The 12,999-nt window shown below is 45.9% G+C and carries 6 protein-coding genes; 5 read left to right on the top strand and 1 reads right to left on the bottom strand.

Annotated features, from left to right (window positions below; all coding sequences use genetic code 11):
- The 5 genes from V513_RS11780 (at nucleotide 1) to V513_RS11755 (ending at nucleotide 9,699) form a co-directional block, all read left to right on the top strand.
- Entirely contained in the window at nucleotides 1-3,192 is a 3,192-nt protein-coding gene (locus V513_RS11780) for a type I restriction endonuclease subunit R (RefSeq protein WP_373561619.1), read from the top strand.
- Nucleotides 3,193-3,311: 119 nt separating this feature from the next.
- Entirely contained in the window at nucleotides 3,312-3,701 is a 390-nt protein-coding gene (locus V513_RS11775; protein ID WP_099772877.1) for a hypothetical protein, read from the top strand.
- Complete coding sequence (locus V513_RS11770) at nucleotides 3,695-5,941, top strand: hypothetical protein (protein ID WP_099772876.1); 2,247 nt, start codon at nucleotides 3,695-3,697, stop codon at nucleotides 5,939-5,941. The genes V513_RS11775 and V513_RS11770 overlap by 7 nt, the downstream gene beginning before the upstream one ends.
- A gap of 1,203 nt (nucleotides 5,942-7,144) precedes the next feature.
- The gene (locus tag V513_RS11760; RefSeq protein ID WP_257212102.1) at nucleotides 7,145-8,560 is read left to right on the top strand and encodes a DUF1254 domain-containing protein; all 1,416 of its coding nucleotides are present in this window, start codon (nucleotides 7,145-7,147) and stop codon (nucleotides 8,558-8,560) included.
- 917 nt (nucleotides 8,561-9,477) lie between these two features.
- Nucleotides 9,478-9,699: a hypothetical protein gene (locus V513_RS11755; protein WP_099772873.1), complete on the top strand. Its 222-nt coding sequence runs from the start codon at nucleotides 9,478-9,480 to the stop codon at nucleotides 9,697-9,699.
- A 1,633-nt stretch (nucleotides 9,700-11,332) separates the two neighbouring features.
- On the opposite strand, the gene V513_RS11750 is transcribed toward V513_RS11755, so the two are convergent.
- Nucleotides 11,333-12,700 (bottom strand): ATP-binding protein, encoded by a 1,368-nt coding sequence (locus V513_RS11750; RefSeq protein ID WP_099772872.1) that lies wholly within the window; start codon nucleotides 12,698-12,700, stop codon nucleotides 11,333-11,335.
- Nucleotides 12,701-12,999: the final 299 nt, after the last annotated feature.

Below are 12,999 nucleotides of genomic sequence, written 5' to 3'. Positions count from 1 at the left end.
ATGACTGAATCGGAAATTGAAGAGATAGCTCTGGATATCCTGACGGAGATCGGGTATGAAAGGATCTCCGGACCGGATATTTCACCAGACGGTGACTCTCCCGAACGTAGCACATACAGGGATGTCGTTCTGATCGAGCGCCTCCGCAGATCTCTAGCTAGAGTCAATCCCCACATACCCCTGGACGGCATAGATAAAGCCGCTAGAAAGATTGTTGCACAAGAGAGTCCGGATGTCGTCGAGAACAACAAGATCTTTCACAAATATCTGACTGATGGCGTGGATGTCGAATATCGTAGAAAGGACGGAAAGACCACTTGGGGCAAGGTCTGGCTTTTCGATTTCGAAGATCCACTGAACAACGAATTCCTCGCCGTAAACCAGTACACGGTAATGGGCATGAAGGAGCGGAGGCCGGACATCATTCTCTTCGTCAACGGGCTTCCGATAGTCGTTATCGAGCTGAAGAACCTCGCCGACGAGAACGCCTCGATCTGGTCGGCCTTTAACCAACTGGAGACCTACAAGTCTCAGATTCCTTATCTTTTTAGATTCAATGAAGCGCTGATTATCTCCGACGGGATAGAAGCAAGGGCCGGCACATTGACATCTGACAGAGAGCGTTTCATGCCCTGGAAGACGCTTGACGGGAAAGAGGTTATCGAGCTGAGTCCCGAGCTTCAGAAGATAGAGGAGTTACACAAGTACAGCCTGGATAACGGACCGGTGTTCTCTCTGAACGAAGAGACAGCTCTGGTCGAAGAGCTCGAGCTCAAACCATGGCTTTCGAAGGATATTCCCGTCCAGAAGCGCCCGCAGATGGAGGTCCTCCTCAAGGGAATGCTGAACAAAAAGGTCCTTCTTGATCTGATCAGGCACTTCATCGTCTTCGAGACTTCCGAACATAAAACTTTGAAGAAGATGGCGGCGTATCATCAGTATCATGCCGTGAACAAGGCTGTGGAATCGACCTTGAAGGCAACTTCTTCGATCGGCGACAGGCGATGCGGAGTCATCTGGCATACTCAGGGCAGCGGCAAGAGCCTTTCGATGGTTTTCTATACCGGGAAGCTGGTCGTCCAGATGGATAACCCGACCATAGTAGTGATCACAGACAGGAACGATCTTGACGATCAGCTCTTCAATACATTTTCGGGAGGGGTCGAGCTTCTGCGACAGACCCCGGTTCAGGCAGAATCTAGAGAAGACCTCAAGGAAAAGCTCAAAGTAGCCTCAGGAGGTATTGTTTTCACTACCATACAGAAATTTCTGCCTGATACAGGACAAGAGCCATACCCTATGCTTTCAGACAGGAGCAATATCGTAGTGATTGCGGATGAAGCACACAGAAGCCAGTATGACTTCATTGATGGATTTGCCAGGCACATGAGAGATGCCCTTCCAAACGCTTCGTTTATCGGATTCACGGGAACTCCTATAAGCCTCTCTGACAGGGACACGAGAAACGTATTCGGTGACTACATCGATGTCTATGATATTGAGCAATCCGTAAAGGACGGAGCGACAGTGAAGATCTACTACGAAAGCAGGATCGCACAGCTCGATCTAGATGAAAACGAGATGCCTCACATAGACAGGGATATCGAGGAAGTTACTGAAGGTAAAGAGCAGTCTGAGAAAGAGAGATTAAAATCAAAATGGGCCGCTCTGGAGGCCGTGGCCGGAACTGAGAAAAGACTTGGCAGAATCGCGGCCGATCTGGTCGATCATTTCGAGAAGAGACAGGAAGTCAATATTGGAAAGGGAATGATCGTCTGCATGAGCAGGCGGATCTGTGTCGATCTCTACAACGAGATAATCAAGCTGAGGCCACACTGGCACAGTGAAGACGATAAGAAGGGCGCGATCAAGATCGTCATGTCAGGTTCTGCCAGCGACGATCCTGGCTGGCAGCAGCATATAAGAACGAGAAAGCAGCGGGAAGAAATCGCTAAACGTTTCAAGGATCCGGAGGACCTCCTTCAGCTGGTAATCGTCAGGGATATGTGGTTGACCGGCTTCGACGTCCCATGTCTCCATACGATGTATATTGATAAGCCGATGCACGGACATACCCTGATGCAGGCCATCGCAAGGGTCAATAGAGTCTTCAGAGATAAGCCGGGCGGGCTTGTCGTCGATTATATCGGGATAGCGGAGGATCTGAGAGAGGCTCTTGCAGATTATACGGGAAGTGGTGGAAAGGGAAAGATCAAAGTCGATCAGAGCGAAGCCGTTGCAGTTATGCTCGAGAAATTCGATGTTCTCACAGCTATGTTCCACGGATTCGAATACAAGAGATTTTTCTCGATCGACAAGAGTGAAAAGCTAGCTTTTGTCATGTGGACTGCCGATCACATACTCGGGCTGGAGAATGGAAAAGAAAGGTTTGTCAAGTATGTGACAGAGCTCTCGAAGGCTTTCGCGCTGGCCGTTCCCGCACAGGAAGCTATGGCTATTACGGACGATGTCGCCTTCTTCCAGATGGTGAAAGCATCAATACTAAAGAAATCTCCAGAGAATGGAACGAAACCGATAGATTACAATGCCGCGATAAAACAGATCGTCTCTAAAGCAATTGTTTCCGAAGGGGTTGTGGACCTATTTCAGTCAATCGGGGTCGAGAAACCGGAGATCTCGATACTCTCAGAGAAGTTTCTAGCTCAGTTGAGAGAAATTCCTCAGAAGAATTTGGCGGTAGAAATGCTTAAAAAGCTGCTTAACGATGAGATCAAGAGCTTCTCGAGAACGAATCTAATACAATCTCGCGCTTTTTCCGAGATGCTGAGAAAGAGCATAATCAAATACAAGAACAGGCAACTTGAAACGGCCAAGATCATTGAGGAATTGATAGAACTGGCTAAGATGATGCAACAGGCTCGAAATCGAGGTGAAGAGCTTGGACTATCTGATGACGAACTTGCATTTTACGATGCGCTATCTGAGAACAAAAGCGCAGTTGACATCATGGGAGACCAGCAGCTCAAAGTAATAGCGGTAAATCTCGTAGATACGATGAGGAAGAGCATATCCATTGACTGGACCCTTAGAGAGAATGTCAAAGCAAGACTGAGAACCCAGATCAAGCGCATTCTCAAGAAGTTCGGTTACCCGCCCGACCTGCAACAGCAGGCAGTCAAAACGGTGCTCGAACAGGCCGAATACATATGCCGCGACTGGACAGATAAATAATGAACTCTATTCACAAAAAAGCTTGGAGCCGTGTTGGCAGAATAGCCTAGCAGTGAGCAAATTGATAATCTAATAGCACATTTGTGGGTAATATCTGATCAAGAAAAGGAGGTTGAAGATTGCGCTTTACAGAGGTTCTGGCATCAGTATTCTTAGGTATCTTTCTCCTTGTTCTGTTTGCCCCCAAGTGCCCGTACATTTCGCCATTAAATATGAGAGGTATTTGGGAAATATCCTACAATGAAGACGCCAGAAATGCACCTACTGAATTCGTAATTTCTAACGATATGACTGACGGTAAGTTCATCGGGCATGCAGAATACAAAGGTATATTAGTTACTATTGAGGGCTACACAGCTCCCGGAAGAAAGGTTTTCATATATCTGAAATCCGAGAATGAGCTAGTGGGGCAATATTGTGGCACGATGGACAGTATGGGAAGAATCAACGGCTTCTTTTTATTGAACGATGAAATCCTATTGAGGGAGTGGAATGCAAAAAGATGGTAAAGGACCTAAGGGAGCTGTTAGGTGCGATCAAGACAGCCGGAAAAGTCCTCATTGTACTTCTCCCGTTTTTTCTTCTTCTGACGTCACTTGTTTCTCAAATTCATGATCCTCTGATTTATGACCGCTGTCTTCTTTCTCGACCTGATCTTGATCAGTACTCCGTTGTTCAGTCTGGAAACACTGTTGGTTTTGTTGACCGCGAAGGTGCCCTTAACCTAATAAGAGTGTCTAAGAATTACTCAACTGAGCAAAGAAAATTCGTTGTTGAGGGGCAAGTAGAGTTACTAGACTTCTTAAACATACATAACAGAGAGACGATCATTATTATCACCAGAACTGATAATCAGACTCTAGTTGTTCAGGAGTTTAACGATCTACAAAAGACGGGAGAGTACACGGTCAACTGCGTAGAAGACGTCATTGGTCTGTTTGAAACAGAATCAGCAGATTATGTTGCTACTTCTGAGGGATTCATAGACTTTCGCAAGAGTCTTTGCTATTCGTGTTCACCCTTCAATGAGAACTGGGTTCCCTATTCTTTTGAGACTGTTGAATTACCAGACAAATCCTGCGTAGGCCTGAAGGCTTACACAAATGGAATGGTCCAGATTTTTACTCCCGAATTAAGCGAACTGACTGTTTTCGGAATTGATGAGATCAATAGTGTCTTTTTGAAGCGTGAAGAGTCTGGCTGTCTCTCGGTCGATTCACCCGTCGATTACTTCACTATGATTAATGATTCTGGTGAAAGCGAAGTCTTGGTGGTCACTAGGTGGGGTTTGTATACCTACAATCTAGAAAGGGATTCCGTAACCGAGACTCACGAGATGCGTGACGACTTTAATCTCTTCGCGCTAGACAATGTCTTCGTATTGACAACTGAAGATAGTTCTTTCACCCTAATTGCGCAACTAGATGAGATAAATGGTCTCAATGATTTCGCTGATAACTCTCAGATGTGGACGATTGATCCCGTTGGAAGCCTTCTGGGAGTTTTCCGAGTATCTCGTGAATGGCTGGAACTCCTCGTAGTTGATTCTTATGGTCTAGGCATTATTCGGCTTCAATATGACCCCAATTTTAAAGAGCTTGGAATGATTCTGAGTGCCTCTTTCAGTAGTTGGTTCGTCCTTATAGACTACTTCTTGCTCTTCCTTTGGCTAATCATAGTCTGGTCTTTGATTGAGTCTAGGGAAGAGAGTTCAGGTAGCTTCATCCAAATTCCATTCACGCGGAAATTGGCATTTTGTTTGATAGTATCGATAATGACTGCCGAGTCCTCCTTGATCCTAAACTATTTTCTTGCGTCTACTTGCTCCGCAAGTTTCGATTGTATAGAATTAGCTTCTGTATTAATTATGATGATCGCTGTCGTGTTCATACCTTTGCTTATGAGACATAATCTCATCATGTGTTGCAATCCGCGAAAATGGCGTCTACCACTATTTATTATCGCTCCGATGGCTCTGCAATTACTGCTTGAGTTTTTTCCAATTGTGACAGAGCAAGCAGTTCGACTTGAAGTAATAATGCTTGACTCCAATAGACCAGGCTATACAGAATACGAAAGCGTAGACCGTGTTTCATTTGATTTCTTAGAAGAATCTTTTGTTACCCTAAGCATTACAGATTACTGCCCGAAATGGGTGTTAATAAGAGCTGTATCAAGAAACACTGACCTAGAACTGGATTCGATTCGCCCCGGGTTCCCTCTTGAAGAGTGTTTTAGCGAACTGGAGTCTTCTGTGATTGCTCTGACAACTGCAGATGGCCTCCTAGTAAGGATGCCAGAGAACATATCTAGAGAAAAGTACATGACCCCTCTGGAATTCAGATTCAGAATGAAGAAACTCAGAATTCTCGAGCTTCCAATGATTCCCAAAAAAGTGACGAGCGAATTCTTTGTATCAGTAAAGAAAGGGATTGTTGACGATAATATGATTCTGTATAGCGGGTTACAAAGCTTTTCCCCTTTCGACGCTTTTGCTTCAGGATATTCCGTGAGTGAGAAGAGCATCAGCGAAAAAACAATCCTAAATGTGTCTTCCACTGGCAGAATTTCGAGTCTTTCACTCGTGACTGAGGAAAACTGGGTCACACTTCCTCCAGAAGAAGTTGACACAGTGGTAGCTCTGCCGATTAACTTAAAAATCTCCATAGAACACAGATCATTCGTATTCTCTCTTATAAGCATGTTTACTAATCTAATGAGCGCCGAAAGGGATTCCTCTCGATATTAGGATGGATGAGCTGGATCGGCGAAAACCGACTACCGAGGGAGATAATAGAATCAAGTTCGAATAGAATTTGAAATTGAAGGAACTACTCGATAAGCAGAAGCCTTTTGAAGAATTCGGTTAATAGAGCTGATGCAAATACCTTCTTGGACTACCCATGAGGCATTGGAACACAATCAATACATATATGATATACTTCTACAAAGCATCAAGGCTACCTATGAGGAATTGAAACAACAGACCCAATGCTCTTATAAGCTTTGGCACCGCTTCCAGGTTACCTATAAGGAACTGAAACGAATTAGCATCACAAGAAAGCCCCCGAGGGCGGTGCGCTTTCAAACTACCTATGAGGAATTCAAACGCGAAATGTTTCACCTGGATTTGCTTCTTGTTTACCGTTTCTAAGAGTACCTATGAGGAATTGAAACAACACCTCGGCGACATCTAGATTCAGAGAAAAGCTTGTTCTAAGAGTACCTATGAGGAATTGAAACTCGCAAACGATGATGGGGGTAGCGGGTCGGTGGTTGGAAAGAACAGAAGATCAGTTCCAAGTTCCAAGTTGTGAGTTGCAAGTAAAAAAGCCAAACGAAACGGGTCTCGGGTCTCGGAAGATCAAAACAAAGCGGTTCTCCATTCGCCGAGGAGAACCGTGAAGCAATAGTATCAGGATTCCGACCAGGAGCTTTGTCGGAAGAACGGAATTGGGCGTTTTCGGAGTAACCATACGCTGTCATCCCGGACTTGATCCGGGATCTGTTCCAAGAACGAACAACCTGGACGCGCAGCGTCGGAACGAAGAACCAGTCTTCCCGAAGGACGGATTCATGGTTTTGGACGAAGGACCAAGGACGGCTCTTCCTAGCGTTCAGCGGGTCCTTGGTTTTAAGTGTAGAGCGGTTTCTAATGAGAGATCCCGTGCAGGTCCCCCAAACTGGACCATTTTGGGGCAGGCTCTACGGGATGACTGGTGACGGCTCTATTTCTTGCCTTCTAGTCGAGGCGGAATTTGAGAGCAGAAGAATGCTGGGGAGTAACCACTTCCCGACGAGAGTTCTTCTGTCAGGAGTCTGCCTTTTTCCTTGGATTCTGAATCGTTCTACAGTATAATCGGCTGTGTGCCTTCAAACCTAAAGCCTCGCCTTTTCTCTTCTGCCAAAGCCCTTTTGTATGATATTTGGAGCGCACAAGGGGGTGCGGAAAGTGCTACAATGCAAGCATCTGATCGCGCTTGCCATTCTCTGTCTCTTCCTGTTTTCTTCTCCAATTGCAAACGCAACGGAACTGACAACAAATTTCGATGAAGCAAAAGAAATCGCTAAGCAAGCATACATCTTTGCTTATCCGATGTTGGAGAATTTCAAGACCATGATAATCCAGGCGGTCGATCCCGGGCTATTCAGCATGTTCTATCACAAAAGGAGCCTTCGCGGTCCTGATTACAGAGAAGTTGTCCGGCCAAATAACGACAGCATCTATTCTAGGCTCTGGCTTGACCTGAGATCGGAGCCTGTAGTGGTGAGTGTGCCGGCAGTAGAGGACCGTTATTACTCCTTCGAGATGATCGACATGTACACACACAACTTCGCTTATGTTGGCACAAGAGCTACCGGAACTGGGGCACGAACCTTCGTAATTTCCGGCCCTTTCTGGCAGGGCAGCACGCCTTCCGGAGTCGATGACGTCTTCCGTAGCGAGGGGAATTTTGTCCTGTGCCTGGTTCGGATTGCGGTCGACATGGAGGTCGAAGGCGATCTTGAGAAGGTTCTAGCAATACAGGATGAACATGAGATTCAATCCCTCAGTTCATATCTTGGAGAAGAGGCTCCGCCGGCCGCAGATCCCACTATTTTCCCGACCTATGACAAGACAAAAGCCGAATCCGCGGAGTTTATCTCGTATTTCAATTTTCTTCTGGGGCAGCTTCAAATACACCCAAGTGAGAAGGATCTGACAGAGCAGTTCGGAAAGATAGGCATTGGTCCGAACCTCCCTTTCGACGTCAATGCAATGCCGCCGGGCATAAGAGAGGCGCTGGAGGAAGGAATCCAGGAAGCTCTGGAGATAATTGAGAGCCCGGGAGAAATCGTGGGAATCTCGAAAAACGGCTGGAATCTGAGTGTCTTCGGGAATCGAGAAGAAATGCAGGGAGAGTACGAACTGCGGGCTGTGGCTGCTTATCGTAGCTTGTACGGGAACAGCCTTGAAGAAGCGTATTGCCCGAACGGTCTAGTAGATGCAGACGGGGATGCTTTTGATGGATCGAGATTCAATTACGTTCTCTCTTTCAATAGTGATGAGGTTCCGGCAGTTGAACCAAAGGGATTCTGGTCAATCACGATGTACGGTGAAGATCAGTTCCTGGTTGCCAATGAGATAAATCGCTATTCGATAGGCGATCGTACTGATATTAAATATGAAGAGGACGGTTCACTGGTTATCTATATTCAGCATGAATCACCTGGCGTTGACAAGGAATCTAACTGGCTACCCGCACCAGATGGAATCTTCTCACTCACCATGAGATTATATCTTCCTTCACGAGAAGTGCTGGATTCTCTTTCTTGTTTGGTTCCAGTGAGGAAATCTGAAACTGTGGATAATGTCGGCAAACCTTGAGGAGTCCGAGATTGAGTCTGGCTCTGGAATATTGAATTCAATCCGTGACAGATTCGCTCTTTTGCAGAGCCGCAATTGGTGGCATCAAGATCTGAAGTGATACTTGGAAGAGCATCCCGGGAAGTGATACCCTTATAGAACATTGGACGCAATGCCGGCAAAGATCGTGCCGGGATGCAATGCACTGAGGAGCATCAGTGGACGCAGGGCTGGCAAAGATCATGCCAGGACGCAATGCCCGCTTCGCGCGGAAAAAGCAGTTGCAAAATGAAAGACGCATTGCTGTTTGTGGGGCACGAGTTAGCAAAGCGGTTTCAAAGAGCACACACCCTACCGCAAGTGGTCCCCCCGCTCGAGCGGGGATGTAGAAGCCGGACTTGAAAAGAACTTACCAAGATGCAAGGATGCCCCCCGGCGGAAGTGAGGCTGCTTCGCAGAAAGCCAAAAGAAAAAAGAGAAGTCCCACGAGATACGGAGACAGGGCGAAACGGTTCTCTCGTCTTCTCGTGAGCGCAGCGAACTCTCGTAAATGCTCTTTCTCGGCTCTTCACAACGATCACCGGTTTTTTGTTCTAAGCGTGCAGGGTTCTTTGACTCACGGTTGGCTTGTGAGTACTTTGGAATTACACGTTTAATGTACAATTCTTCCTGAGTTCTTTGCCTTTTCAAGATTAACTCACAAATTTGCTTAGTGGAGTATCAAATCTCCCTTCTATATCGTTCGAAGATCATAATTCTAGGAAATAAATGTGCTTCACTAGAGACATCGCAAAGTATCCTTTCTCAAGGTTAACAGGATATAATATATATATAAGCAAATTGTAAAAGAGGTAAGGAGTACTTTAACCAAATAAAGCGCTTTTGTAATGTTGGTGCATCTCAACGGTTTTTAAGAACAAGGAAGTGGAGGGGATTAAATGAATGTAGTTAAGATTATCGGAATTGTGCTCATCGTGGCCGGCGTTTTGGGCTTAGTGTACGGAGCGGTTACATACACCAAGGATACTCACACTGTCGATCTCGGTGGTGCAGAGATAAGTGTGAAGGAAAAAGAAACGGTACAGATTCCAATTTGGGCAGGTGTTATCTCAATAGCGGTTGGCTGTGTGTTACTATTCATACCGCGTAAGAAGGGCTAGTCGACTTGAGCTGACGGCTGACGGAACCCACGAAATCGACCTTTATCCTATAACTTCTCACCACTCAACTTCTCAATCACTCAAATCATGCACTTCGCTTAAGGGTCTTCTTCGGAACAGACATCATTTATAGCAACATGTAAAGATTTGTTTGGAATCATAACTTGGCGCCAGTTATGGCCGGCGCAAGGGTGTTGCTAAGTGAATGCGAATCCGTACTGGCCTTAGCAACCAAAACCGGCCTTACTTTGGAAAGGGACAGACTCGATTTTTTGGATTAGGTTTACGCAAGTCTTCCAGATAATCCACGAATCTTTCCGAAGCTTATTTTCTTCTCCGCTATATTGATCATTTGAGGAAGAGCAATAATGCAGGACAAGATCCCGTGCAGAACCATAACGGGATGACAAAGCGAGTGGATTTAGGGGCAGGCTTTACGTGATGACGCGCGGGGATATTACGGAATGATACAACATGTTTTTGGGGCATGACACTCTCCCCTTAGGTCATCCTGAAAAGCTCCTGTTCAGGATCTGGGCTTAGAAATAAACGAGGTTAGAGGTCAGTGTTCAGAGGTTGCAAGAGCAAGAGATTGGTCACCACTTGTGAGGAGAACCGTGAAGCAATAGTATCAGGATTCCGACCAGTAGCTTTGTCGGAATGACGGAATCTAGCCTTTTCGGAATAACCGTTAATTGTCATCCCGAACTTGTTTCGGGATCCGGTTTTGATTCTCTCTAAGCACGGTGGACCGTTGACGGACAACGTTGTCTTCACTGCATTCAGCGGGTTTTCGTTCTTTAGCGCAGAGCGGTTCTTAGAACGGGATGCTGAAACGAGTTCAGCATGACTGGATGGGTGGTTTTCGGAATAACCAACACCCTCAAGCCGTCATGATTTTTCAGAAGTCCCCCCATTGTCATCCCGAACTTGTTTCGGGATCTGCACTTTTGAAGACCGTGATTGGGGGTCGGAAGACCAAGAGAAACTGGTTGACCGTTGAGCGGTTCTCCGTTCGCCGAGGAGAGCCATGAAGCAATAGTATCGAGATTCCGACCAGTAGCTTTGTCGGAATGACGACATTTGACGCATTTTCCTCGGGACTTCAGCTTGAACTTGGAACAATTAACATGCATTTGCTCTTCGAAGGACGGATTCATGGTTTTGGACGAAGGACCAAGGACGGCTCTTCCTAGCGTTCAGCGGGTCCTTGGTTTTAAGCGTAGAGCGGTTTCTATTGAGAGATCCCGTACAGGAGCACTACGGGATGACTGAAGAAGAGCCCTGAACAGGACCCCAAACAGGATCATATTGGGGCAGGCTAATCAGGGCAGGCTCTACGGGATAACAGTCCTTCGCGTCATCCTGAAATGCTTCTGTTCAGGATCTGAGCTGTGATCCTTTCGGTGGACGGGTCATGCTCTTGGACGGTCAACGGAGGACGGCACTTCCCAGCACTCAGCGGGTCTTATTGAACTCGTCAGTCCCCATTTTCACTTTCCGACGAAGTCCTGACTCGCCACCGAAGGTTACTGGCTTCTCGATTTCTATTCCTCTCATCAGAAGATTACTAAACTCTCGAAGAGGTTTCTTCCTGACAGATTTTTCAAAAGTGGTGTGCTTATCACAGGATCTAGACTATTCTCTTGTCCCCGTGAAAAAGCATTAGAGATCGATCGGACTTAGCCTCGTCAACTAGAGCTTTGGTGAAGCCAGATCTGCTGAAGATAGCGTACTCCTTCTCTTTGAATTCATCCCATCGCGGCAGATTTCCCCTTTCACGCAATGCTGCTAGAATATCAGTGCCGACGGGCCTTTCACTCCACTTAACTTCTCCCAATAATATCCGTTTCTCTTCTCTGCTCATGCCCACCAGATCGATTTCAGCGTTTCTATCCCACCAGCGACCGATTTCGAAGTAATTCGATCCGCTAATCCACATGATGGCACTGCGCGCGAAATCCTCATATGTGAGCGAGAAGAACTGGTTTTCCGTATCTTTCAGGATGCTCAACAGTCTTTCCCTCTGATCGGTGAGTATTAGATCTTTGTAATAGAAAACATAACGGAAGTAGAATCTGAAGAAGTTGTCTGCTATTCTGTATAGTCCCTTCTTGCTTTTAAGCGGATCTTCACCCACTGGTACTTCTTTCTCGACTATGCCAAGAAGATTGAGAATGGAGATATATTTCATGATGCTACTTTTGTCGATACCAGTTTCGTTTATTATCTCGCCCAGTTTTCTCTTTCCGAGCGAGATTGCCCTCAAAATGGCGAAGTAGTTTCTCGGTTCTCTGAGCTCCTCATTCAGAAGAAACTCGGCTTCGGCAAACAACACCTCGTTCTGGTTGTATATCTTCTCCATGACATTTCCGTAATAGTCAAGATCGCTGTCAAACTGCTCAAGATAGAACGGTACTCCACCAAGAGTGCCCCATATCTTGAGTAAATCGTCAAATTCGTATTTCTTCTCGAAGAACGCGCCGATTTCATTGAAGGGAAACTGGTTTAGAAGAAGCTGTCCAGTTCGTCTGCCGTATAGAGGGCTCTTATAGCTCAAGACACTGTTCTCCATTAACGAGACGCTCGAACCCGTGAGAACGAGAAAGACATTCGAGTTTGACAAGTATTCGTCCCAGCCCTTTTGAAAAGCCGAGATAATGTACGGTTCTCTTTCTATAAGGTAAGGAAATTCATCTATCACGAGTATGTATCGATCGTGCTTGGAGGCAAGGTACTTGAAGAGCATCTCCCAGTTGGAGAATTTGGTTATTATGTCCTCGTGGAAGAATTCAATAACCTTCTCGGAGAGCTTCTTCAGTTGAAGATTCTCAGGCAGTTTCTCTGCCAGGTAATAGATCCCCCGCTTCTTCCTCAAGAATTCCTTTGTGAGTTCTGTCTTTCCAACTCTCCTTCTGCCGTATAGAATAAGCAGTTCCGGTTTTCCCCTTTCGAATCTCTCCTCGAGATAGGCTAACTCCCTCTTTCTGCCAACAAACACAGCAATCACCTACTTATTATACTTTACAGTATTATACTATATAGTATATTGATAGCAAATCATCTTCATACCTCTCTTCCTTTCTAGTTTCCAATTAATTTCTCTGAAAAGGACTCGGTTTTTTTGTATTATATATACATAAGTCTTCCAGGTAATTCATGAATCTTTCCGACGATAATTTTCTTCTACGCTATATTGATCAATTGAGGAAGAGCAATACTGTAGAACAAGATCCTGTACAGGAGCATTACGGGATGAAGCGCGGGGATATTACGGGATGATACAACATGTTTCGGGGC

It is taken from the genome of Mesotoga sp. H07.pep.5.3 (assembly GCF_002752615.1).
Classification (GTDB): Bacteria; Thermotogota; Thermotogae; order Petrotogales; family Kosmotogaceae; genus Mesotoga; species Mesotoga prima.
Note: the sequence above shows the minus strand (reverse complement) of the source record. Positions and strands in the feature narration are given on the sequence as shown.